The sequence below is a fragment of the Alcanivorax sp. REN37 genome, assembly GCF_041102775.1.
Classification (GTDB): Bacteria; Pseudomonadota; Gammaproteobacteria; order Pseudomonadales; family Alcanivoracaceae; genus Isoalcanivorax; species Isoalcanivorax beigongshangi.
In genome coordinates this window covers 95,300-117,860 of the sequence record NZ_JBGCUO010000001.1, presented here as the reverse complement: position 1 = coordinate 117,860, position 22,561 = coordinate 95,300, and the positions used below count along the sequence as shown (strand labels likewise).

Sequence of the window (22,561 nt, the reverse complement as noted above, 5' to 3'; positions counted from 1 at the left end):
TATCGCTGTGTCAAAAGGTCTGGCCTGTAATCAGGCGCTCAGACGCTTACGACCTTTGGCGCGACGACGGCTGAGTACGGCGCGGCCGTTCTTGGTGGCCATACGTGCACGGAAACCGTGGTCGCGTTTGCGCTTGATTACGCTCGGCTGAAAAGTACGTTTCATGTTCGTATCCCCAGGGGATGACTGGTCAATCGAAGGCCGGCAAGTGTAGGGGAGTGGTTTTGCGGTGTCAACGCATGATCCAAGGCAGGAAACAGGGCGCGGTCTACAGTCTTTATAATTCTCTTTTTTAAATTCTTTGATGATAGTGGTGATAGTAATAGGGGACGCCAATTTCTGTGGATAAGTGTTTTTTCCCTTTATATATCAAATGCTTTGCCTGTGACTAAAGCGTGCGTAAGCCGGTGGGTGATCGGGGATGGAGCCGGGGATATCCGGGGATCAATTGGGGATGAAAGTTATCCAGTGCGCCGTCCACAACGCTATACCGACGTTGTGCGCCTGCTTGCACTCAAGGTTATCCACAGGCAGCGGCCGGATTTGCCTGTGGATAAATCGCGGCGGCGCGGCTAGAATCCACTCCTTCTTATAGGTTTCTGAAAACAGGGGTCGGTGCGGGGCGTGTCGGTAGAGCTTTGGCAACGCTGTTTGGTGCGGCTGGAAGACGAGCTGCCTTCACAGCAGTACACCATGTGGATCCGCCCGCTCCAGGCTGCTGTGGCTCAGGAGGGGGCGGAGCTGGTGCTGTTCGCCCCCAACCGCTTCATCGTCGATTGGGTGCGGGACAAGTATCTGGAGCGCATCAGCGAGCTGTTTGCGGAGCTTCAGGACGGCCCGGTACCCACCCTGACGTTGCGTGTCGGTGCAGCCCGTGCAGCGACGCCTACACCGGCTCCTGCGGCGCCCGCTCCAGTGGCTACCGCTGCGCCCGTCGTCGCCGCGCCAGGTCAGCAGTTTGCGTCACCGGCGGCGAAAGAAACCGGCCCCGTTGCCAAACACCGGCACAACCTCAATACCTCGTTCCTGTTTGAGAACTTCGTTGAGGGAAAGTCCAACCGCATGGCGGCCGCGGCTGCTCAGCAGGTGGCTGAGAATCCCGGTACCCACGGGTACAACCCGCTGCTTCTATATGGAGGCGTGGGGCTGGGGAAAACCCACCTGATGCATGCGGTGGGTAATAGCATGCTCAAGCGCAATCCCAACGCTAAAGTGGTCTACCTGCACAGTGAACGCTTCGTCGCGGATATGATTTCGGCGCTGCGTAACAAGACCATCAACGAGTTCAAGCGCTTCTATCGCTCGCTCGATGCGTTGTTGATTGACGACATCCAGTTCTTTGCCGGCAAGGAGCAATCGCAGGAGGAGTTTTTCCATACCTTCAACGCGTTGCTTGAAAACGGCCAACAGATCATCCTCACCTGCGATAAATTCCCCAAGGAAATTGATGGGCTTGAGGAACGCCTCAAGAGCCGTTTTGGTTGGGGGCTGTCGCAGCCGATGGAGCCGCCCGATCTCGAAACCCGGGTGGCGATTCTTAAGAAGAAGGCGGAAGAATCCCGTATTGAGCTGCCCAACGACGCAGCCTTCTTCATTGCCCAGCGGATCCGCTCGAACGTGCGTGAATTGGAAGGTGCTCTGAAGAGAGTGATCGCTCACGTACGTTTCACCGGTGCGGCACTGGATGTGGCGTTGGTGAAGGAAGCGTTGCGAGATCTGCTTGCCATCCAGGCGCGCCAGGTCAGTGTGGATAACATCCAACGCACGGTGGCGGAGTACTACAAGATCAAGATTGCCGATCTGCTGTCGCCCCGGCGCAGTCGCTCGGTGGCGCGACCACGGCAGATTGCCATGGCGTTGTCGAAGGAACTGACCAGCCACAGTTTGCCGGAGATCGGTGATGCCTTCGGGGGCCGTGACCACACCACGGTGCTCCACGCATGCCGCAAGGTGAAGGAACTGCGGGAAGGCAGTACGGAGATCGAAGAGGACTACCAGAATCTGCTGCGTAGTCTCACCTCGTGAAAACCATACTATTTGTAGGGGCATAAACATGAGATTCACCATCAACCGCGAGTTGCTGCTCAAGCCACTACAGCAGGTGGCCGGCGTGGTCGAGCGGCGACAAACCCTGCCGGTACTGGCGAACGTGCTGATCGAAGTATCGGATCAGCGGCTATCGCTGACCGGTACTGATCTGGAACTCGAGTTGGTCGCTCGCCTACCGTTGGAAGGTGACGGCCAGCAGCTGGGGGAAACCACGGTACCGGCGCGTAAGCTGCTGGATATCTGCAAAAGCCTGCCGGCTGAGTCAGAGATCCGGTTCGAGGTTGATGGTGAACGCATGGTGGTCCGCTCCGGTCGCAGCCGCTTCACATTGTCCACCCTGCCCGCTTCTGACTTCCCCAGCCTGGAGGAGGAGGTCGGTGGTGCCTCGTTGGAGATCGAGCCGGAGCAGCTGCGCCGTTTGATCGACAATACCGCCTTCTCCATGGCTCAGCAGGATGTGCGTTATTACCTGAACGGTATGTTGCTGGAGCTGGGCAAGAACCGTTTGCGGGCTGTGGCTACTGACGGCCACCGTCTGGCTATGGCAGATGCCGAAGTCGCCGGTATCAGTGAAGAAGTGCAGGTCATTGTGCCGCGTAAGGGGGTGATGGAACTGGCCCGTTTACTTGGCGACGGCGCGACGGCAATCCGGCTGACGGTGGGCAAGAACCACGTGCGTTTGGTGGTGGGCGATATCACCTTTACCACCAAGTTGGTGGACGGGAAATTCCCGGAATACGAACGAGTAATCCCGAAGGACACGCCGCGTCGCGTGTCGGCAGATCGCGAAACCCTGCGTCAAGCATTGGGACGTGTGGCGATCCTATCCAACGAAAAATACCGTGGCGTACGCTTGCAGTTGTCCGACGGCATGTTGCGTATCCAAGCCAATAACCCGGAACAGGAAGAAGCAGAAGAAGAAGTGTCTGTTTCGTTCCAGGGCGATGAGTTGGAAATCGGCTTCAACGTCAGTTACCTGATTGATGTACTGAACGCATTGCACGGTACCGAAGTGCAGCTGCAGTTGGGCGACAGCAATAGCAGTGCAGTAGTAGTGGATCCGAACACGTCCGGCACCTTGTATGTCGTAATGCCGATGCGCCTCTGATTCAGCGTGCAGCACATGAAACGGGCCGACTCCTTATTGGATCGGCCCGTTTTTCTTTTCGGTGATGGTGCACTACTCTGTTGTTTCTGCTGATGTTGGATTGCCCTCCCCCATGCTTCACCGCCTCGATCTCCATCATTTCCGGATCTACCGTGATACCCAGTGGTGCCCAGGACCTGGGGTCAATGTGGTATTGGGCGATAATGGCTCCGGTAAGAGCAGTTTGCTGGAGGCGATTTATTTGATCGGAACTGGACGTAGTTTCCGTACCGCCCGTTTGCCTCGTTTAGTCCAGGATGGACAGGAGGAGGCTACGCTGTTCGCTGAGATTGGCGGCGCGTCCGTGTCTCTGGACGGGATGAGACATTCGGTCGGCATGGCGCGCTCTCGCACTGGATTTACCGCGCTGCGGCTGGATGGAGCTCCGGTGCGGGGGCTGAGTGAATTGGCCCAACTGCTGCCCGTACAAGTATTCCATCCAGGCACAGTGGAAATGCTTGAGGGGGGTGCTGGAGAGCGTCGCCGATTTCTCGATTGGGGATTGTTCCACGTGGAACAATCCTTTCTGCCGTTATGGAGGCAGTTTTCACAAGCTCTCCAACAGCGTAACCGGCTATTACGTGCGGGGGGATCAGAGCGCGAGTTGAAGCCGTGGACGCAGCAAGTAGCGGCCTTTTCTGTTAGTATTGATCGGTTGCGGCGCGACTATTTGGAGCGCCTGCAGCCCCGTTTGGAGGCGACGTTAGCCGGTTTGGGGCAACTCCCCGAAATTCGTCTAGCGTTGTTCTCTGGCTGGGCAGAAAAAGATGCTGACGCATTGGAGCAGCTTCTGTTCCAGGATCTGGAGCGTGAGCGCCAAATGGGCCACACCACTCGTGGTGCTCATCGGGCTGACTTACGCTTTACCTGCGATGGCGTCCCGGTTCGAGACGTACTGTCCCGTGGCCAGCTGAAGACTCTCAGCTACGCGCTGTTGATAAGCCAGTTGTCGCTGATGGTGCAAGATTATGGTCGTCATTGCGTCTTGCTGGTGGATGACCTGTGCAGTGAGTTGGATACAGCTCACTCGCGCGCGATCCTCACCGTGTTGGCGTCGTTGAACCAGCAAATGATCATCACTGCGCTGCAGCGGGAGCAGTTGAGTCATTTGGAAGATATTGTGCAGAGCGCGAAGATGTTCCACGTGGAACATGGCCGCATCAGCGCCCTGCCCTGATCCAATCCCGCGCCCGATCAAGCTGGGCACCCGCGCTGCGGTCGCGTTTGCCATGAGCGATTAAAGGAAGGCACATGACTGAGAACACCTACGATTCCGGCAGTATCAAAGTATTGAAAGGACTGGATGCAGTCCGCAAGCGCCCGGGCATGTACATCGGTGACACAGATGATGGAACCGGTCTGCACCACATGGTGTTCGAAGTTGTGGATAACTCCATCGACGAAGCGCTTGCCGGACACTGTAAGAACATCAAAGTCACTATTCATGCGGATGAGAGCATCACTTGCTCGGATGACGGCCGTGGAATACCTGTGGATATCCATCCGGAAGAAGGCGTTTCCGCTGCCCAGGTGATCATGACGGTGCTGCACGCCGGCGGTAAGTTTGACGACAACAGTTATAAGGTTTCCGGCGGTCTCCACGGCGTGGGTGTGTCCGTGGTGAATGCGTTATCCGAGAAGCTGAAACTGACTATCCGGCGTAACGGTAAGCTCTATGAACAGGTTTATCGCCATGGCGAGCCGGATACTCCACTGAAAGAAATCGGCCCCACCGAGGGCACCGGTACCACGGTGACCTTCCGGCCTTCCAGCGAGACCTTCAGCAACATCGAATTTGTCTACGACATTCTGGCCAAGCGCCTGCGCGAGCTGAGCTTCCTCAACTCAGGTATCAGTATTTCTCTGAAGGATGAGCGCTCGGGCAAGGAAGAACTGTTCCAGTACGAGGGAGGCTTGGCGGCCTTTGTAGATTACCTCAACGGCGCGAAGACGCCGCTGAACAAGGTGTTTCACTTCATCGGTACCCGCGAAGACGGCATTGCCGTGGAAGTGGCGCTGCAATGGAATGATTCTTACAACGAGAACATCTATTGCTTCACCAACAACATTCCCCAACGGGATGGCGGCACCCACTTGGCGGGCTTCCGTGGCGCGCTGACCCGTACCTTGAACAACTACATGGAAAGCGAAGGCTTCCTGAAGAAGGAAAAGGTCTCCACCACCGGTGATGACGCCCGCGAAGGCCTTACCGCGGTGATTTCGGTGAAGGTTCCGGATCCGAAATTCTCCTCACAGACCAAGGAAAAGTTGGTGTCTTCCGAGGTGAAAACCGCGGTTGAGCAGGTCATGGGCGAGCGCATGCATGATTACCTGCTGGAAAACCCGGCTGAAGCACGCCAAGTGGTGCAGAAAATTATTGATGCAGCGAGGGCGCGCGATGCGGCGCGTCGGGCGCGGGAAATGACCCGTCGCAAAGGTGCATTGGATATCGCTGGCTTGCCTGGCAAGTTGGCTGATTGCCAAGAAAAGGACCCAGCGCTGTCCGAACTCTACCTAGTGGAAGGAGACTCGGCGGGCGGATCAGCTAAACAGGGCCGTGACCGCCGTACCCAGGCGATTCTGCCGCTGAAAGGTAAGATCCTGAACGTGGAGAAGGCCCGCTTCGACAAGATGCTCAGTTCGCAGGAAGTGGGCACCTTGATCACGGCATTGGGCTGCGGCATCGGCCGCGATGAATACAACGTCGATAAACTGCGTTACCACAGCATCATTATCATGACTGACGCGGATGTGGACGGTTCGCACATCCGTACTCTACTGCTGACCTTCTTCTTCCGTCAGTTGCCAGAGCTGGTTGAGCGCGGCCATATCTACATCGCTCAGCCGCCGCTGTACAAGATCAAGAAGGGCAAGCAGGAAAGCTACCTGAAGGATGACCAGGCGCTGGAGGATTACCTGACCAATATAGCCCTGGAAAATGCCGCGCTCTACCCCGGCGCTGAAGCCGCACCGATCACTGGTGAGCGGTTGGATGCGTTGATTCGTGAGTACCGCCAGGTACAACGTCTGATTGAGCGTCAATCACGCGTATTACCTGAAGGCATCTTGCAGGAGTTGGCGTATCTGCCAGGATTGTCAGAAGAATTCTTGCGCGATAAAGCCGGTTTGGAAGGTTGGTGCAAAGAGCTAGAGCGCCGCACCAATGCCAATACCCCGGATGCCACGCAGTACACGGTGTCATTGGCGGAGGATGCGGAAAAAGGCGTGTTCCTGCCGAGTATTCGGGTATTGGCCCACGGCGTAGAACGAGATTACGTGATTTCCGAGGAGTTCATTGATTCGCCGGATTACGGCCGCATCCGCATGCTGGGCGACAAGCTTGCTGGCCTGCTGGATGCAGATGCATCGATCGCCCGTGGAGAGACCCGTCGTGCGATCGGCAGCCTTGCTGAAGCCATTGATTGGTTGATGCAGCAGGCGCGTCGTGGCGCCAATATCCAGCGCTACAAAGGTCTTGGCGAGATGAACCCGGAACAGCTGTGGGAGACCACCATGGACCCGGAGGTACGGCGCATGCTGCAGGTCACGGTGAAGGACGCGATGAGCGCGGATCTGATGTTCACCACCCTTATGGGGGATGACGTGGAACCACGCCGTGCCTTTATTGAGTCCAACGCCCTGCAGGTAGCGAACTTGGATATCTGATCCAGGTTTGCAGCCAATAAAAAAGGGGCCCTCATGGCCCCTTTTTTATTGCATCTGAATTTAGTGGATCAGATGGCGAAGTCTTCGAGCGCCTTGCCGTTGGCCAGCTCCGCGGCCAACCAGTTGGGACGCTTGCCACGACCGGTCCAGGTCAGGCTGGGATCTTCCGGGTGACGGAATTTCACCGGTGCCGGGCGACGTCCGGTTTTGGTGGTGGCTTGGGCACCGGCTTTCAGGCCCAGCAGTTCTTCGATGGTAATCCCGGCTTTGCGCGCAATAGCCTCCACTTCAGCACGTGCGTTGCGGATGTGTTCCGTCTTCTTTTTCTCAATCAGCGTCCGTGCGTCAGTGATGACTTGCTCCAGCTCTTCAACAGAAAGCGGTGCCAGGTTGATATTCATATTCCAAACCCTTTGTTGGCTTACATGTGTTTCCGGGCGGCATACCCAATGTGAATGCCAGCGGCGTCACTCTATCACGGTCAATACCATTGGGTATTGTGAATTGCACCGTTTGAGCGGCAAACCGGAGGGAAAGTTTCAATTTTTCCAATTGGGTCCCAATCTGCTAACGCCATTTTAATAAAACATGCGTTTGATCGGAACGAACGCCCCTATATAAAGGCCAACTGGCGGCATCGCGCAATGGGGTAAGTCGCATTAACAGGGTGCAAAAAGAGACGAAATCAAACTTTTACACGGAAGTGCCAGCGGCATCGCGTAAAAGCCAATCGACAAATGCAGGCAGGTCATCAAATACCGGGGTATCGGCAAACTCGGCGGGTAATCCTTTATCAAGGGTGCGCTGGCCCTTACCAGTGCGCACCAGCGCCGGCCGGCAACCGCGCGCTACGCCCGCCTGCAGGTCGCGCAGGGTATCGCCGACCATCCAGCCGCCGGCGACCGGTGCGCCGCGCAAAACGGCGATCTGGTCGAGCAGGCCTGGTAGCGGTTTGCGGCAGCCACATTGTGCATCGGGACCGTGGGGACAGAAGGTGATGCCATCAAAATGCGCACCGGCATCGGCGGCTATAGCGCACATCTTTTTATGAATATCACTTAGGGTGTCGAGCGAGTAATAACCTCGTGCAATACCCGATTGGTTAGTGGCCACATAGACATCGAAGCCCGCCTGGTTAAGACGGGCGACAGCGGCTGCCGCACCGGCAATCGGAATCCATTCCTGCGGTGATTTGATGAAGGCATCGGAGTCCTCATTGAGGACTCCGTCGCGGTCGAGAATAACCAGGGGTCGCATCAACTACCCAACTCGGAAATATCTGCCACGTTGAGGAACAGGTCACGCAGGAATGACAGCAGCGCCAGTCGATTTTCGCGCAGTGCGGCATCGTCAGCCATCACCATTACTTGGTCAAAGAAACGGTCTACCGGATCACGCAGATTGGCGAGCAACGCCAGTAGCGCCGCGTAATCACCGGCATCAATCAGTGGTTCGCCTTCGGCATAGGCGTCCACCACTGCGTTGGCCAAATCATTCTCGGCGTCGTCCACCAACAGTGCACCGTCGATTTCATCGCCGGGCGCGGTGTCGAGTTTCGACAAGATATTGGCCACCCGCTTGTTGGCTGCAGCCAGCGCGGCCGCTTCCGGACGGTTGCGGAAGGCGGCGACCGCTTTCACACGGCGATCGAAGTCCAGTGGCCGCACCGGACGCACTGCAAGCACTGCCAGGATGACTGGCGTGTCGATGCCACGGTCGTGGTAGAACGCGCGGTAACGGCCAAACAGGAACTCTAGCGCTTCACGGCCAGCGGCGGCATCAATGCGGTCGCCGAAGCCAGTGATGGCCTGTTCTACCAGGGCCTCGATATCCAGCGGCAGCTCGCATTCGATGATGATGCGCAGGATACCCAGCGCGGCGCGGCGCAAGGCATAGGGATCTTTGTCGCCGGTGGGTTTTTGGCCGATACCGAAGATACCCACTAGAGTGTCGAGTTTGTCCGCCAGTGCCACCGCTTGGCCGGTGCGGGTTGCCGGCAGCATGTCGCCGGCAAAACGTGGCAGGTATTGTTCGCGCAGTGCCTCGGCCAGTTCGTCTGGGCGGCCTTCATGGCGTGCCAGGTAATAGCCCATGGTGCCCTGCATGGTGTCGAACTCGTACACCATCTCTGAGGCCAGGTCGGCTTTGCAGAGACGGCCGGCTTCGGCCGCCAGTGCCGCATCGCCGCCGATGTCCTGGGCAATCACGGCAGCCAGCGACGCAATGCGCTGGCATTTGTCTGCCAGCGTGCCGAGCTGCTGTTGGAACACCACGTTCTGCAGTGGCTCGGCGTGTTGGTCGAGCCGCTTGGCGCAGTCGTTATCGTAGAAAAAGGCGGCGTCGGCCAGACGCGGACGCACTACTTTCTCGTTACCGGCAATCACTTGCGCTTTGTCGGTGCTGTCGAGGTTGCTGATGGTGATAAACGCATTCATCAGCCTGCCGTTGGCATCCACCACCGGGAAGTACTTTTGGTTTTCCTGCATGGTGGTGATCAGTGCTTCCTGCGGCACCCGCAGGAATTCCTCATCAAAGCGCCCCACCAGCGGCACCGGCCATTCCACCAACGCAGTCACTTCATCCAGCAGCTCGTCATCGATCACTGCGCTGCCGCCGGCATCTTTACCGGCCTGAATAGCGGCGCTACGGATCTGGTCACGGCGGGTGTTAAAATCGGCCACCACTTTGCCGTGCTGCTGCAGTGCCTGTTCGTAATCGCGGGCATGAGCCAGAGCCAAGGCCTGCGGTGCATGGAAACGATGGCCGTAGGTGTTGCGGCCGGCGTCCAACTCCAGCAGTGACAGCGGCAGTACTTCATCGTCCAGCAGTGCCACCAGCCAATGCACCGGACGCACGAACTGTACTTTGCGGGCGCCCCAGCGCATGCGCTTGGGGATCGGCAGTCGCTGCACCGATTGGGCCAAGAAGGCTGGCAGCAGCTCCACCAACGGACGCCCCGTTTCCTGGATCTGGGCGACCAGCCAAGCGCCTTTGTCGGTTTCGACACGGCTCAGTTGGTCGACGCTCAGACCCACCGATGCGGCGAAGCCTTGCGCGGCTTTGGTGGGCGTTCCATCCGCGCCGAAGGCCGCGGCCACGGCTGGGCCGCGGCGCTCAAGCGTGCGGTCGGCTTGGCGGGTCTCCAACGCTTCAATACGGAAGGCCAGGCGGCGCGGCGCGGCAAATACCTTCACCGCGCCGTGTGCCAGCTGGGCTTCGTCCAGTTGGCGCACTACTTCATCGGCAAACGCCTGCGACAGTGCTTGCAGGGATTTCGGCGGCAGTTCTTCGGTACCGAGTTCAATCAGCAGATCGGCGCGGCGCACCGCGTGTTCAGCAGCGCTCATCACTGGTCTCCCTTGCTGGCGCGGTCATTCTGGCGGGCGTCTTGTTGTTCCAACTGCGCCAATACTTCGTCACGCAGGGCGGCCGGGGCCATCGGGAAACCCAGTGCCCGGCGTGCTTGGAAGTAAGCGTCGGCCACGGCGCGGGCCAGCGCCCGCACGCGCAGGATGAAGCGTTGGCGCTCGGTGACGGAGATGGCCTTGCGGGCGTCCAGCAGGTTGAAGGTGTGGGACGCTTTCAGCACGTATTCATAGGCCGGCAGCGGCAAGCCCAGTTCGATCAGCTTGCGGCTTTCCTGCTCGAACAGGTCGAACTGCTCGAACAGCGCTTCCACATTGGCGTGCTGGAAGTTGAAGGTGGACATTTCCACTTCGTTTTGCAGGAACACATCGCCGTAGGTGACGGTGCCGAACGGGCCGTTAGACCACACCAGGTCGTAGACGGAGTCGACGCCTTGCAGGTACATGGCGAGGCGCTCAAGGCCGTAGGTGATTTCACCGGTGACTGGGTAGCAATCAATGCCGCCGACCTGCTGGAAGTAGGTGAACTGGGTCACTTCCATGCCGTTTAGCCACACTTCCCAGCCGAGCCCCCAGGCGCCCAGCGTCGGGGATTCCCAGTTGTCCTCGACGAAGCGGATGTCGTGTACCAGGGTGTCGAAACCGAGCCGTTTGAGCGAGCCCAAGTACAGCTCTTGAATGTTGTCCGGCGACGGCTTCAGCACCACCTGGAATTGGTAGTAATGCTGCAGGCGGTTGGGGTTCTCGCCGTAGCGACCGTCGGTGGGACGGCGCGACGGTTGCACGTAGGCACTGTTCCAGGTTTCCGGGCCGATGGCGCGCAGGAAGGTGCACGGATGGAAGGTGCCGGCGCCGACTTCCAGATCCAGGGGCTGCACGATCACACACCCCTGCTCTGCCCAGTATTGTTGCAGGGCCAGAATCAAGCCCTGGAAAGTGCTGCTATCCACTTGCGGTTGAGCCGCCATGATCAAACCTGCTGCGTTGAAATGGGACACGCGCCCGCAACACCAAGCATGGTGGGGGCGTCAAAACAAGGGGCCAAGTATAGCGATCCGTCGGGAGAGCGGATACCGGACGGCGGTGCGTGGCCATCGCAGCGAGGTGTTCTCGCTGCGATGGCCAGTCTCAGCGGTTGCTGCCGAACACGCTGCCGAGCAACGCGCTGCCGCGGCTGAGCGGATCCGCGCGCAGCAGGCTCTCTTCCTCGGCCATCTTGGTGAACAGGCCGTTCAGGCTCTGGTCCATGACGTAGTCTTCCAAATCCAAGTTCGGTTTACTGGCCAGCGGCAGAGCGTTGTAGGTATTCAGCAGCGTTTTGTACTGGTCGTAGAAGCCGACTCTTTCCAGCTGGCCACGAATGATCGGCTGGTAGCGCTCGCGCAGGGTGGGCTCCGAGGTGCGGCGGAAGTAGTCGGTGGCAGCGGTGTCATCGCCGCGGATGATGCCCATGGCATCGGTGACGGTCATTTGGCGAATGCTGGTGAGAAATACGTCCTTGGCTTCCGCAGCAGCCAACTCGGCGCCACGGTTCATCAGTGCTTCCACCTGCGTCACGTAGCTGTCGAGACCGAACTTGCTGAGCGTGGAGGTGATGGTGTCGAATTGCGCCGGCAGGCCCAGCCGCCGCTGCGGGTCGTTGGCGTAGCCGCCTGGCTGTGACAGTTCCGCCGAGGCGCGGTTGCTACTCAGCTCCAGCGCCTGCTTCACCGCAGCGGACAGGTCCAGCGGTGCACCGGCTTCGCGGCCGCCGCTGTCACTGCCGGCGTTGAGGAATTGGTTCATGCCTTCACAGCCGCTGGCAGCGAGGGTGATGGCGAGGATCAGAGCGGCCTTGCGCATGGGATCTCCTTGCAGGATGGACGTGCCGGAAACGGCGAAGTGGCTACTATAACGGACCGCTGTCCAAGATGGCTTTGCCGGAGTGCTTTGTGTCTGACGACGATCGTTACCGTGCCCAGCACCAACGCCGGTTGGCGTACATGCCGTGGTTGTATGCGCGTTTGAAAGCGCGCCACCGGGCCTGGGCAGAGCCGTGGCAGGCGGCGTTGCAGGCTGAACTGGCGGCAATGGAGACGGTACGTTTCGGCCGTGACTGTTTCATTGCCCCGGACGCGCAGCTGTTTGCCGAACCCGGGCGCGACATCGTGCTCGGAGATGGCTGTCTAATTGCGGCGGGCAGTTTCCTACATGGGCCGATCCGGCTCGGTCATGGCGTATCGATCAATCATGGTTGCAGTCTCGATGGCGGTGCGGCCGGCATCCACATTGGCGACCACACTCGTATTGCTGCCCGCTGCACCCTGTTTGCGTTTAATCATGGCCTCGACGGCGATCGGCTGATCAGCGAACAGCCGGTGTCGTCGCGGGGCATCCGCATTGGTCGTGATGTCTGGATCGGTGCCGGCGTCGGGATTGTCGACGGTGTCACCATCGGCGATGGCGCGGTGGTGGGCATGGGCGCGGTGGTCACCCACGAGGTGCCCGCTGGAGTGATTGTGGCCGGTAATCCGGCGCGGCCGATCGGCCAACGTCGTTAATACTCAGTGACGGATTGCCACGCCGGACGCCACAAGCCGGTGTTAAGCTGTGCCGATTTGCCGCTGGCTCTGCACAGGAACGCAGAACATGAAGGAAGCTGTCTCACTGACCGGGTTGTTGGCCAAACGCCGCTTCGGTCCTTACTTTGCGACCCAATTCTTCGGCGCATTCAACGACAACGTGTTCCGCCAAGCATTGATCCTGCTGATCACGTCCGGGGTGGTCACCCAGGTGGCACCCAACACCCTCAACAACGTGGCGTTGGGGCTGTTTATCCTGCCGTTCTTCCTGTTCTCCGCCCTCGCCGGCCAGTTCGCTGACAAATATGAGAAAGGCATGCTGATCCGCCGGCTGAAGCTGGTGGAGGTGGGCATCATGCTGATTGCCGCCATCGGCTTCTATTTCGATGCGGTGTATTTCCTGCTGGCAATCCTGTTCCTGATGGGGCTGCAATCCACCTGTTTCGGACCGCTGAAGTATTCGATCATGCCGCAGCATTTGGCCGAAACCGAGCTGGTGGCCGGCAACGCGTTGGTGCAACAGGGTACTTATGTGGCGATCCTGCTCGGCTCGATTTCCGGCGTGGTGCTGAATGCGCCCGGTGCCGCCAGTTGGTGGGGGCCGGTGGCGGTGGTGACGATCGCGGTGCTCGGTTATCTGTCGGCGCGCAGCATTCCAGCGGCCCCGGCGGCAGACCCGAATGTGCGCATCAACTGGAACATCTTCTCGGAAACCAAACGCGTGATGGGCCACGCCCGGGAAGTGAAGTCAGTGTGGTACTGCGTACTGGGGGTCTCGTGGTTCTGGTTTCTCGGCGCCGCCTACACTACCCAGCTGAAAGTCTATGTGGACGATTACCTGATCGGCTCGGAAATGGTCTACGCGCTGTTGCTGTCGGTGTTCTCGATTGCGATCGGACTGGGCTCGGTGCTGTGCGAGAAACTGTCCGGCAAGTCCGTGGAAATCGGTTTAGTGCCAATCGGGTCGTTAGGCTTGTCCTTGTTCGGCATCGACCTCTACTTCTCCTACCAAGCACTGACGATGCCCGTCGAAGGCGTGCAGACGGTGGCGCAATTCCTCGGCAGCGCCGGCGGCTGGCGAGTAGTGGCCGACTTTGCCGGGATCGGCATCTTTGGCGGCTTTTATATCGTGCCGCTGTTCTCGTTTATCCAGTGGCGCACGCGCAAAAGCCATCTGTCGCGGGTGATTGCCGCGTGCAACGTGCTCAACGCGCTGTTCATGGTGGGTTCTGCGGTGGCTGGCATAGTCATCGTTGGCTTGCTCGACTGGAGCATCCCCACCTTCTTCCTGGTGCTGGCGCTGGCCAACCTGCTGGTGGCGTTCTACATCTATCGCAAAGTGCCGGAATTCATGATCCGCTTCATCATTTGGATGCTGACCAAAGTGATGTACCGGGTGCGCCGCGAAGGGCTGGAAAACATTCCCCAGGAGGGCCCCTGCGTGTTGGTGTGCAACCACGTCAGCTACGTGGATGCGCTCTTAATCGGCGGTTCGGTGCAACGGCCGGTGCGTTTTGTGATGCAGCAGCAGATCTACAACGCGCCGGTGATGAATTATATCTTCCGCACCGGCCGCGCGATCCCCATCGACAGCAAGACGCGACAGCCGCAGGTCTACGAACAGGCGTTCGAACGCATTCGCGCCGAACTGGATGAGGGCAACGTGGTCTGCATCTTCCCGGAAGGCAAACTGACGCTGGATGGCGAGATCGCTGAGTTCAAGAACGGCATCGAGAAGATCATCGGCGATCGTCCGGTGCCGGTGGTACCGATGGCGCTGCAGGGCTTGTGGGGCAGTGCCTTCAGCCACAAAGATGGGCGCGCGCTGACCAAGCGTCCACGCCGTATGCGTGCCCGCGTGGCGTTGGTGGTGGCCCCGGCTTGGCCGGCTGAGCAGGTCACTGCCGCTGGCTTGGAGCAGGCCGTACGCGGTCTCCGCGGTGACCTCCGTTAATCAACAGGGATGATGTGCATGGCAGTTTCGCAACCCGCCACCGTGATCTGGATTCGTCGTCTGCTGGCGCTGGGCTGTGCGGTGGTGGTGGCCGTCATGAGTCTGCTGCCGGGCGATGAACTCGCCCGCATCGGCTTCAAGGTCTACAACGACAAGGTTTACCACGGCATCGCCTATTTCTCGTTGGCGATGCTGCTGGCGTTGGGCTGGCCACGTTGGCGGTTGTGGGCGATCTGGGGGCTGGCGTTCCTGTTCGGCGCCGGCATCGAAGTGGCTCAGGGCATGACCCCGAGCCGTTCGTTTGATGTGTGGGATATGGTCGCCAACGGCACCGGTGCCCTGCTCGCCTTGGTGCTGGTGCAGGGCTGGCGCTGCTGGCGGCGACGCTGATCAGACCAGCGCGCAGACGTTGTTGCCGCGGGCTTCCTGGCTTTCGATCCACTTCAGGATGCGCCCGCCCAGCGGCCGCTCGGTGGCTGCTGCGGCCAATCGCACCGCTTCACGCAGGCCAACAATGTCGATGCCGGTGTTGAGCCCGGCAGACTCAAACAAATAGACCAAATCCTCGGTGGCGACGTTACCGGTGGCACCCGGGGCAAACGGGCAGCCGCCCAAGCCGCCCACCGACGCGTCAAACTTGCGCACCCCTAGCTCGCAGGCGACCCACGCCATGGCTGCGGCCAATCCACGGGTGTCATGCAGGTGCACGAAAAAGCGTTCGGCACCGAAACTGGCAATCAGCGGCTGCATGATGTCCTTCATCTGGCGGGTATTGCCGCCGCCGATGGTGTCGGAAATCGCCACTTCGTCGGCGCCGCCGGCAAACAACTTCTCGCTCAACTCGATGCTGGTGCGGGCCGGCACCGGGCCGTCGTAGGGGCAGGCGAAGGCGCCGGATACATAGGCGCGGGTGGTGACCCCATCGGCTTTGGCCTGGGCCAGAATCGACAGGCAGCTCTCCAGCGCGGTATCCAGCGACATGTTGAGGTTGCGCTGGTTGAAGCTCTCGGTGGTGGAAATCACCAGTGCAATGGTGTCGTAACCGGCGGCACGCGCCAGTTGATAACCCTTCAGGTTCGGCACCAGGGCGGTGTAGTGCAGATCGGCGCGGCGCGGCAGGCGTGCGCTCAGTGCCGCCGCATCGGCCATGCGCGGTACGGCTTTCGGGCTGACGAAACTGACCGGCTCCAGATAGCGCACACCGGCAGCAATGAGGGCGTCGGCAATGGCGGCCTTGGCATCGGTGCTGACATGCACGGGCTGGTTCTGCAGCCCATCACGCAAACCGACTTCGTTGATGATCACCTGGTCTGTCATGGCTGTGTTCTCCTTATTGGGGGCCTTTCCCGGCAGCGCCCAATGGGGCTGCGGAGACGACAGACGAGGATGGTACACTCGCCGCTGGCCGAAATCACAGGAGCGGACGGCGGTGAATTTGCAAGCAAAATCCCTTTGGCGGCTGTTGCGCCAGTCGGTGGAGTATTGGCTTGGCCGGCAGGCGGCAATCTACGCCGGGGCGCTGGCGTTCTTCACGCTGTTTTCGATCGCGCCGGTGGTGATCCTGGCGGTGCAGGTGATCGGTTTGGTGCTGTCTACCGATGTGGCGATGGCGCAGATCCTCAGTCACCTAGAAGGTGCGATGGGGGCCGAAGCCGCCGAAGCGGTACGCAATGCCGTGGCGCGCACCGAAATCACCCACACCTCGCTGCTGCCGACACTGATCTCGCTGGGCACCATGGTGATCGGCGCCACCACCGTGTTTGCCCAGTTGCAGCGTTCGCTGAACAGCATCTGGGATGTCACTCCGCGGCCGAACCGCAACACCGTGCTGGAATTGATACGCAACCGTTTCCTGTCACTGACGATCGTGCTTTCAATCGGCTTCGTGTTGCTGGTGTCATTGCTGCTGAGCGTGATTTTGCGCGCGGTGATGGCGTTTGCCGCCGACTGGCTGCCGATGCCGGACGCGCTGGCGGTGGGTCTGGAAACCACGGTATCGCTGCTGGTGATCGGGCTGCTGTTCGCCACCATGTTCAAGGTGTTGCCGGATGTGAAACTGCGGTGGCGCGATGTGCTGCCCGGCGCACTACTGACCTCCGTGCTGTTTGCGCTGGGCCGCTCGCTGATTGCGGTGTACCTGTCCAACACCGCCACTGCCTCTACTTACGGTGCCGCCGGATCACTGGTGCTGCTGTTGCTGTGGGTCTACTACTCGTCACTGATTCTGCTGTTCGGTGCCGCCTTCACCCGCGCCTACACCGAGTTCCGTGGCCGCGAGGTGCAGCCGGTGGCCTCGGCAGTGCGCGTGGAGCGGTTGCTGGTGGATGAAACCCAGCCGGAGCAGAACGCATGATCTGGCTGCTGCGCCTATTGGTGTTGGTGTTGGCGCTGACTGCATTGCAGACGTTGCTGTTCTATCTGTTCTGGGCATTGGATCGGCGTCGCCATCCGCCGGCGTTGCTGCAACCGCTGGTGCCGTGGAAAGTGGTGCGCACTGTGGTACTGGAATGGTGGGCGATGTCGCTGATGGTGCTGGCGGCACCGCTGCGTTTCATTCCCTGGCGGCGGCGTTTGCGGCCGGCGGCGGGAGCCGTCCCGGTGGTGCTGGTACATGGTTACGGCGGCGATCACATCAATTTTCTGGCCATGCAGTGGTGGCTGCGTTGGCACGGTTTTTCTCAAGTACACGCGGTGAGCTATGTGCCGCCGGTTATTGATGCACGCCGTTTGGCGCAGCAGGTGGTCGATCATGTGCAACGCATTCGTGCCGCTACCGGTGCAGCCCAAGTGGACCTGGTGTGTCACAGCATGGGCGGGCCGCTGACGCGCTATGCGCTGCAGCATTTAGGGCTCGCCGGACAGGTGCGCCGGGCGGTATTTCTCGGCTCACCGCTGGCGGGGACACGACTGTCCAATCTGCTGCCGATCCCTGGCGCGGCCCATCAATTGCGCTATCAGAGCCCATTTCTCAGCGACTTAAACCGGCTCGGCGAACCGCCCGGCGATTGCCGTTTTTATGCCATTTATTCCGACATGGACAACTTCGTATTCCCGGCCGACAGCGCGCGGGTGGCGGTGGGTGAGAACATCCATCTGCCCTACCACGGCCACTGTGCTCTGCTGTACAGTCCGCAGGTGCTGCGCCGGGTGGTCCAGTGTCTCGACCAGCCGGAGCCGGCAGCCTGATTTCTAGGCGGGTGTGTTGCCCGCCGACCCCTGCACAAGCGACGTCTGTGGAGCTGCGGCTTCACTGGAGCGTGAGATCAGGCACCCCCAGAACGGTGCCGCCACCCTCAAACCGGAGAACCTTGATGAACCTGGATCAAAGCGAAATCGAACTGTTCCGCACCAATGTGCGCAAATATCTGGAAAAGGAAATCCTGCCCCACTACGCCCAGTGGGAAAAGGATGAAATCCTGCCGCGTGAAGTGTGGACCGGCCTTGGTGAGAACGGCTTCCTGTGTGTCGACGTGCCGGAGCAATACGGCGGTTTTGGTGCCTCGTTCCGGCTGTCGGCGATCGTGGTGGAAGAAGCTTCGCGCATGGGCTTTGGCGGTTTGGCGTCCAACATTTCGGTGCACTCCGACATCGTTGCGCCGTACATCCTGCACCTGGGCAGCGAAGAGCAGAAACAAGCATGGCTGCCGAAGATGGTCACCGGTGAAGCCATTGGTGCCATCGGCATGACCGAGCCAGGGGCCGGTTCCGATCTGCAGGGTATGAAAACCCGCGCCGAGCGTGATGGCGATGAGTTTGTCATCAACGGCCAGAAGACTTTCATCACCAACGGTCAGCATTGCGATGTCATCGTTTTGGCCACCAAAACTGATCCCAATGCCGGCAGCCGCGGCATGACGCTGTTCACCGTTGACACGTCCCTGCCGGGCTTCGCCCGTGGCCGCAACTTGGAAAAGATGGGCCACCACTGCGCTGATACTTCGGAACTGTTCTTCGAGAACCTGCGCGTCGGTGCCGACCAAATCCTCGGCGGCGAAGGTAAGGGCTTCGCTAACCTGATGAATGAGCTGCCGCGTGAGCGTCTGATCCTCGCCATCGGTGCTGTGGGTGCCTGTGAGGGCATGCTTGAGCGCACGGTGGAATACGTGCAGGAGCGCAAGGCGTTCGGCGCCAGCGTGGCGCAGTTCCAGAACACCCGCTTCAAGCTCGCCAACCTGAAAGCACAGATCGATGTGAACAAGGCATTCGTGGCCCAGTGCTCGGATCTGTACGACGACGGCAAATTGAGCGCGGTGCAGGCGTCCACTGCCAAGTACACCTCCACCGAACTGCAGGGCGTGGTGGCAGACCAATGCCTGCAGCTGCATGGCGGCTACGGCTATATGCAGGAATATGCCATTTCCCGCGATTACGTGGATGCCCGCATCCAGCGCATTTACGGCGGTACCAGCGAAATCATGCTGGAAATCATCGCGCGCGATTTGCTCGGTCGCGCCTGAGGCATCCCGGGCGGCGGCCACCGCTGTCGCCCGGCGCTGTCCTGCGGCTGTCACACAACATCGCTAGGCTGCGCAGTCCGCAGTTGATAGGGAACGCTGTGACTCCGATTCCTTCCTGGCGAGCTTTCATCGCGGTCTGGTGCCGAGTGGCGCTGCTGAGTGTCGGCGGCCCCGCCGGTCAGATCGCCGTCATGCACCGGTTACTGGTGGCGGAACGACGCTGGGTGTCGGATGCCGATTTCCTTCACGCGCTCAACTTCTGCATGGTGCTGCCCGGCCCAGAAGCCCAGCAACTTGCCACCTATCTGGGTTGGCGCCAACGCGGCGTGGTCGGTGCGCTGGTATCCGGCGGGCTGTTCATTGCGCCGGGGTTGCTGTCGATCCTGTTGCTGTCGTGGTTGACCTTGTCGTGGCAAGGCTACGGCCTGTGGCAAGCGGCGTTGGCCGGATTGCAGGCGGCGGTGGTAGCGGTGATGGCCGCGGCACTGCTGCGGCTTGGGCGCCGGACGCTGGTGGATCGGCCACGACAGGGGCTGGCGGTGGCGGCATTGCTGGCGCTCGCGGTGGGCCTGCCGTTCCCGCTGGTGTTGGTGTTCGGCGCGCTGGCGGGACTACGTTGGTTTGTACCCACTGACCTGTCGAGCCCGCAATCATCGATCCAATGGCGTCATGCACTGAAAGTGCTAGGGGTCGGTGGGCTGGTGTGGGCGCTGCCGATGCTGGTGATCGTGCTGGCATTCGGGCCGTCCCACGTGCTGGCGGCATTAGGGGTGTTCTTCGCCAAGGTGTCGCTGCTCACCTTCGGCGGTGCTTATGCGGTGTTGGGCTATGTCACCGAGGTGGCGGTGGAGGGGCACCAGTGGGTGGCCGCCGCCGACATGATGGACGCGCTGGCATTCGCCGAAGCCACTCCCGGTCCCCTGATCCAGGCGGTGCAGCACATCGGCTACGTGGCTGGCTGGCGAGCGCCGCAACCTTGGACGCCGGGCGCCATGGCGCTGGCTGGCGCGCTGATCACCACGTGGTCGGTGTTCGTACCGAGCATCACGCTGGTGTTGGCGGGGGCGCCGTCGGTGGAGGTGCTCGGGCAACGACCGCGGGTGGCAGCGGCGCTTCAGGGCATGGGCGCAGTGGTGGTCGGGGTGATTGCGCACCTGGCGCTGTGGTTCGGCTTGCAGGTGTTGTGGCCGGCATCGGGTTTCAGTGTCAGCGCACTGGTGCTGATGGGGTTAGCGGCGTTGCTGTTGGGGCCCTTCCAGCGCGGCCCGCTGCTGACCCTGCTGCTGTGTGCGGTGGTGGCGGTGGCTTGGCAGGGGCTCAGCTGACGGCGCTGGCGGCGCGGCGCTGACGCAGGGCGCGCAGCACGATGTTGGCTTGGTTGACGCCGTACTCACGAATGCAGGCTGCGGCGGCGGCGCCGTCGCGTTGCTGCACGCTGGTCAGCAGTTGGCCAAAGATGCGCAGCGTGACATCGAACTCGGTGGTTTCTTCCACCAGCGCCATATAGGAGTAGCGCTGCAGCAGTGGCGTCAGGTCCTGGATGGTGCGGCTCAGGTAGCTGTTGCGGCCGAAGCTGAGAAAATCCGGCAGGAAACTGAACACCATCTGGTGAGCGCCGGCCATGTCTTGGTTCTGGTGCGCTTGCACCAACATGCTCAACATCTGCATCAACCGGTCCAACTCCCCGCCCTGCCAGTTATTGGCGGTGCGTTCAGCCAGCTGCGCGAACAGCATGAACAGGAAGTCGTACAGCTCCACAACCTGAGTTTCAGTGATGTCGCAGACGCGCGCGCCACGGCGCGGCTGAATCACTACCAAGTGGCGTGCCTCCAGCACTCTCAGGGCCTCTCGAAGTGAGTTGGTGCTCACGTCAAGCCGCTTTGCTAATTCCACTTCATGCAGTTTCTCGCCCGGCGCCAGAGTGCCTTGGATGATCATTTCCGACAGGTGATCGGCGATTTGATCGCTCAGTGAAACGGCTTTCAACGACATCTTGCGCACCTCGGCAGGGAAACAGGCCGGCGCAGTATAGCATCAGTTTCGTCCCGTAATGACTAATTGAGTTGTTTGACAATTCAAAAGATCAAACTTAGCCTGTGAACAGATCACTTTGGCACCCGGTGCCGTGTTTCCGTGGGAGAACCGACATGTTTGAGAACGTAAGTCCCCAGCGCATGCAGACGCTGAAAAAGTGGGGCTATCCGCTGTTCTGGCTGATCATGGTGCCGTTGCTGCCCCTGACGGCGTATGTAGGCACCGAAAGCGGCACCCAGAACGCCTGGGCGTGGGGCCTCTACATCTTTATCTTCGGCATCCTGCCGATCCTCGATTACATCGTGGGCAAGGACCCGGCGAATCCGGATGAGCACACTGAAGTGCCGTCACTGATGGAAGAGAAGATCTACCGCGTCTACACGCTTGGCATGGTGCCGGTGTGGTTCGGCATCCTGTTCTGGGCGGGCCATGTATTCGTGACGAACGACTATAACTGGATCGGCATGCTCGGCTGGATCGTGTCGATCGGCACCGTCGGCGGCATCATCGCTATCAACCTTGCCCACGAGCTGATCCATAAAGACACTAAGCTGGAAGCCAACGCGGGCGGCTTGCTGCTGGCATCGGTCACCTATGCCGGGTTCAAAGTTGAGCACATCCGTGGCCACCACGTCACGGTGTCGACCCCGGAAGATGCCTCCTCATCGCAGTACAACCAGAGCATTTACCGCTTCCTGCCACGTGCTTTCGTGCACAACTTCATCAATGCCTGGCGGTTGGAAGCTGAATACTTGCGCCGCAAAGGCAAGAAAGCGTTCAGCATCCACAACGAACTGATCTGGTGGTACGGCATTTCCGCAGCATTGGCGGTGGCGTTCGGCCTGCTGTGGGGCGCCAAGGGTGTGTTGTTCTTCGTCGGTCAGAGTTTCTTCGCGTCGCTGGCGCTGGAGATCATCAACTACATCGAACACTACGGCCTGCACCGCCGGCTGTTGGAGAACGGCCGTTATGAGCGCGTGACCCCGGCGCACAGCTGGAACTCCAACTACCTGCTGACCAACATCGCGCTGTTCCAACTGCAGCGCCACAGTGACCACCACGCTTACGCCAAGCGTCGTTACCAAGTCCTGCGCCACTACGAGGAAAGTCCGCAACTGCCCGGCGGCTACGCCTCAATGTACGTGCTGGCGCTGATTCCGCCACTGTGGTTCAAGATCATGAACCCGCGCGTGGAGGCCTATTATCAAGGCGAAATGGACCAGCTGTTCCGTACTGCCAAGCGAGTTAACAACATCGCCTGACCGGCGGCCTACGGGCGGCAACACCAAAGCGGCGGGACCGGCAACGGCCCGCCTTTTTTTGTGCGT

20 protein-coding genes are annotated in these 22,561 nt (G+C 60.1%); 12 read left to right on the top strand and 8 right to left on the bottom strand.

The window, feature by feature from the left end:
• Nucleotides 1-30: 30 nt before the first annotated feature.
• Nucleotides 31-165, bottom strand: coding sequence for a 50S ribosomal protein L34 (gene rpmH / locus AB5I84_RS00540; protein WP_369453877.1), 135 nt, complete (start codon nucleotides 163-165; stop codon nucleotides 31-33).
• Between the two features lie 459 nt (nucleotides 166-624).
• Here rpmH and dnaA point away from each other — a divergent pair, with 459 nt between their 5' ends.
• The 4 genes from dnaA to gyrB all read left to right on the top strand — a co-directional run bounded on the left by dnaA (nucleotide 625) and on the right by gyrB (nucleotide 6,862).
• Nucleotides 625-2,025 (top strand): chromosomal replication initiator protein DnaA, encoded by a 1,401-nt coding sequence (dnaA, locus tag AB5I84_RS00535; protein WP_369453876.1) that lies wholly within the window; start codon nucleotides 625-627, stop codon nucleotides 2,023-2,025.
• Between the two features lie 28 nt (nucleotides 2,026-2,053).
• Nucleotides 2,054-3,157, top strand: a complete 1,104-nt coding sequence (gene dnaN, locus AB5I84_RS00530) for a DNA polymerase III subunit beta (protein WP_369453875.1) — start codon at nucleotides 2,054-2,056, stop codon at nucleotides 3,155-3,157.
• A 112-nt stretch (nucleotides 3,158-3,269) separates the two neighbouring features.
• Nucleotides 3,270-4,373: a DNA replication/repair protein RecF gene (gene recF / locus AB5I84_RS00525; RefSeq protein ID WP_369453874.1), complete on the top strand. Its 1,104-nt coding sequence runs from the start codon at nucleotides 3,270-3,272 to the stop codon at nucleotides 4,371-4,373.
• A 74-nt stretch (nucleotides 4,374-4,447) separates the two neighbouring features.
• Complete coding sequence (gyrB, locus tag AB5I84_RS00520) at nucleotides 4,448-6,862, top strand: DNA topoisomerase (ATP-hydrolyzing) subunit B (protein WP_369453873.1); 2,415 nt, start codon at nucleotides 4,448-4,450, stop codon at nucleotides 6,860-6,862.
• A 68-nt stretch (nucleotides 6,863-6,930) separates the two neighbouring features.
• Here the strand turns inward: gyrB and AB5I84_RS00515 are convergent, their stop codons facing one another.
• The 5 genes from AB5I84_RS00515 to AB5I84_RS00495 form a co-directional block, all read right to left on the bottom strand.
• On the bottom strand, nucleotides 6,931-7,263 hold the full coding sequence (locus AB5I84_RS00515) for an H-NS histone family protein (protein ID WP_369453872.1): 333 nt from the start codon (nucleotides 7,261-7,263) through the stop codon (nucleotides 6,931-6,933).
• 292 nt (nucleotides 7,264-7,555) lie between these two features.
• Nucleotides 7,556-8,119, bottom strand: a complete 564-nt coding sequence (gene gmhB / locus AB5I84_RS00510; protein WP_369453871.1) for a D-glycero-beta-D-manno-heptose 1,7-bisphosphate 7-phosphatase — start codon at nucleotides 8,117-8,119, stop codon at nucleotides 7,556-7,558.
• Nucleotides 8,119-10,209, bottom strand: coding sequence for a glycine--tRNA ligase subunit beta (gene glyS / locus AB5I84_RS00505; protein WP_369453870.1), 2,091 nt, complete (start codon nucleotides 10,207-10,209; stop codon nucleotides 8,119-8,121). Before glyS ends, gmhB begins: the two co-directional genes overlap by 1 nt.
• Nucleotides 10,209-11,195 (bottom strand): glycine--tRNA ligase subunit alpha, encoded by a 987-nt coding sequence (glyQ, locus tag AB5I84_RS00500; RefSeq protein ID WP_369453869.1) that lies wholly within the window; start codon nucleotides 11,193-11,195, stop codon nucleotides 10,209-10,211. Before glyQ ends, glyS begins: the two co-directional genes overlap by 1 nt.
• Before the next feature lie 160 nt (nucleotides 11,196-11,355).
• Nucleotides 11,356-12,069: a DUF4197 domain-containing protein gene (locus AB5I84_RS00495; RefSeq protein ID WP_369453868.1), complete on the bottom strand. Its 714-nt coding sequence runs from the start codon at nucleotides 12,067-12,069 to the stop codon at nucleotides 11,356-11,358.
• Between the two features lie 89 nt (nucleotides 12,070-12,158).
• On the opposite strand from AB5I84_RS00495, the gene AB5I84_RS00490 reads away from it, so the two are divergent.
• The 3 genes from AB5I84_RS00490 (at nucleotide 12,159) to AB5I84_RS00480 (ending at nucleotide 15,132) form a co-directional block, all read left to right on the top strand.
• Nucleotides 12,159-12,767, top strand: a complete 609-nt coding sequence (locus tag AB5I84_RS00490) for an acyltransferase (protein WP_369453867.1) — start codon at nucleotides 12,159-12,161, stop codon at nucleotides 12,765-12,767.
• 88 nt (nucleotides 12,768-12,855) lie between these two features.
• The gene (locus AB5I84_RS00485) at nucleotides 12,856-14,742 is read left to right on the top strand and encodes an MFS transporter (RefSeq protein ID WP_369453866.1); all 1,887 of its coding nucleotides are present in this window, start codon (nucleotides 12,856-12,858) and stop codon (nucleotides 14,740-14,742) included.
• An 18-nt stretch (nucleotides 14,743-14,760) separates the two neighbouring features.
• Nucleotides 14,761-15,132, top strand: a complete 372-nt coding sequence (locus AB5I84_RS00480) for a VanZ family protein (RefSeq protein WP_369453865.1) — start codon at nucleotides 14,761-14,763, stop codon at nucleotides 15,130-15,132.
• On the opposite strand, the gene AB5I84_RS00475 is transcribed toward AB5I84_RS00480, so the two are convergent.
• Nucleotides 15,133-16,059 carry a hydroxymethylglutaryl-CoA lyase gene (locus AB5I84_RS00475; protein WP_369453864.1) on the bottom strand — a complete coding sequence of 309 codons (927 nt, stop codon included), beginning with the start codon at nucleotides 16,057-16,059 and terminating at the stop codon, nucleotides 15,133-15,135.
• Nucleotides 16,060-16,171: 112 nt separating this feature from the next.
• Between AB5I84_RS00475 and AB5I84_RS00470 the strand changes: the two genes are divergently transcribed.
• The 4 genes from AB5I84_RS00470 to chrA all read left to right on the top strand — a co-directional run bounded on the left by AB5I84_RS00470 (nucleotide 16,172) and on the right by chrA (nucleotide 20,524).
• Nucleotides 16,172-17,095, top strand: a complete 924-nt coding sequence (locus AB5I84_RS00470; RefSeq protein WP_369453863.1) for a YihY/virulence factor BrkB family protein — start codon at nucleotides 16,172-16,174, stop codon at nucleotides 17,093-17,095.
• A complete protein-coding gene (locus AB5I84_RS00465) occupies nucleotides 17,092-17,928 on the top strand; it encodes an esterase/lipase family protein (protein ID WP_369453862.1) in 837 nt (278 codons plus the stop codon). Before AB5I84_RS00470 ends, AB5I84_RS00465 begins: the two co-directional genes overlap by 4 nt.
• A gap of 125 nt (nucleotides 17,929-18,053) precedes the next feature.
• Nucleotides 18,054-19,199: an acyl-CoA dehydrogenase family protein gene (locus AB5I84_RS00460; RefSeq protein ID WP_369453861.1), complete on the top strand. Its 1,146-nt coding sequence runs from the start codon at nucleotides 18,054-18,056 to the stop codon at nucleotides 19,197-19,199.
• Nucleotides 19,200-19,297: 98 nt separating this feature from the next.
• Entirely contained in the window at nucleotides 19,298-20,524 is a 1,227-nt protein-coding gene (gene chrA / locus AB5I84_RS00455) for a chromate efflux transporter (RefSeq protein WP_369453860.1), read from the top strand.
• Here chrA and AB5I84_RS00450 read toward each other — a convergent pair.
• On the bottom strand, nucleotides 20,517-21,191 hold the full coding sequence (locus AB5I84_RS00450) for a GntR family transcriptional regulator (protein WP_369453859.1): 675 nt from the start codon (nucleotides 21,189-21,191) through the stop codon (nucleotides 20,517-20,519). The genes chrA and AB5I84_RS00450 overlap by 8 nt on opposite strands.
• A 155-nt stretch (nucleotides 21,192-21,346) precedes the next feature.
• On the opposite strand from AB5I84_RS00450, the gene AB5I84_RS00445 reads away from it, so the two are divergent.
• On the top strand, nucleotides 21,347-22,495 hold the full coding sequence (locus tag AB5I84_RS00445) for an alkane 1-monooxygenase (RefSeq protein WP_369453858.1): 1,149 nt from the start codon (nucleotides 21,347-21,349) through the stop codon (nucleotides 22,493-22,495).
• The last annotated feature ends 66 nt before the right edge of the window (nucleotides 22,496-22,561 follow it).

Bases quoted from the DNA above. Each gene is read 5' to 3' on its own strand.
- rpmH (WP_369453877.1), bottom strand. From the start codon at position 165: ATGAAACGTACTTTTCAGCCGAGCGTAATCAAGCGCAAACGCGACCAC.
- dnaN (WP_369453875.1), top strand. From the start codon at position 2,054: ATGAGATTCACCATCAACCGCGAGTTGCTGCTCAAGCCACTACAGCAG.
- recF (WP_369453874.1), top strand. From the start codon at position 3,270: ATGCTTCACCGCCTCGATCTCCATCATTTCCGGATCTACCGTGATACC.
- gyrB (WP_369453873.1), top strand. From the start codon at position 4,448: ATGACTGAGAACACCTACGATTCCGGCAGTATCAAAGTATTGAAAGGA.
- AB5I84_RS00515 (WP_369453872.1), bottom strand. From the start codon at position 7,263: ATGAATATCAACCTGGCACCGCTTTCTGTTGAAGAGCTGGAGCAAGTC.
- gmhB (WP_369453871.1), bottom strand. From the start codon at position 8,119: ATGCGACCCCTGGTTATTCTCGACCGCGACGGAGTCCTCAATGAGGAC.
- glyS (WP_369453870.1), bottom strand. From the start codon at position 10,209: ATGAGCGCTGCTGAACACGCGGTGCGCCGCGCCGATCTGCTGATTGAA.
- glyQ (WP_369453869.1), bottom strand. From the start codon at position 11,195: ATGGCGGCTCAACCGCAAGTGGATAGCAGCACTTTCCAGGGCTTGATT.
- AB5I84_RS00495 (WP_369453868.1), bottom strand. From the start codon at position 12,069: ATGCGCAAGGCCGCTCTGATCCTCGCCATCACCCTCGCTGCCAGCGGC.
- AB5I84_RS00485 (WP_369453866.1), top strand. From the start codon at position 12,856: ATGAAGGAAGCTGTCTCACTGACCGGGTTGTTGGCCAAACGCCGCTTC.
- AB5I84_RS00480 (WP_369453865.1), top strand. From the start codon at position 14,761: ATGGCAGTTTCGCAACCCGCCACCGTGATCTGGATTCGTCGTCTGCTG.
- AB5I84_RS00475 (WP_369453864.1), bottom strand. From the start codon at position 16,059: ATGACAGACCAGGTGATCATCAACGAAGTCGGTTTGCGTGATGGGCTG.
- AB5I84_RS00465 (WP_369453862.1), top strand. From the start codon at position 17,092: ATGATCTGGCTGCTGCGCCTATTGGTGTTGGTGTTGGCGCTGACTGCA.
- AB5I84_RS00460 (WP_369453861.1), top strand. From the start codon at position 18,054: ATGAACCTGGATCAAAGCGAAATCGAACTGTTCCGCACCAATGTGCGC.
- AB5I84_RS00450 (WP_369453859.1), bottom strand. From the start codon at position 21,191: ATGTCGTTGAAAGCCGTTTCACTGAGCGATCAAATCGCCGATCACCTG.
- AB5I84_RS00445 (WP_369453858.1), top strand. From the start codon at position 21,347: ATGTTTGAGAACGTAAGTCCCCAGCGCATGCAGACGCTGAAAAAGTGG.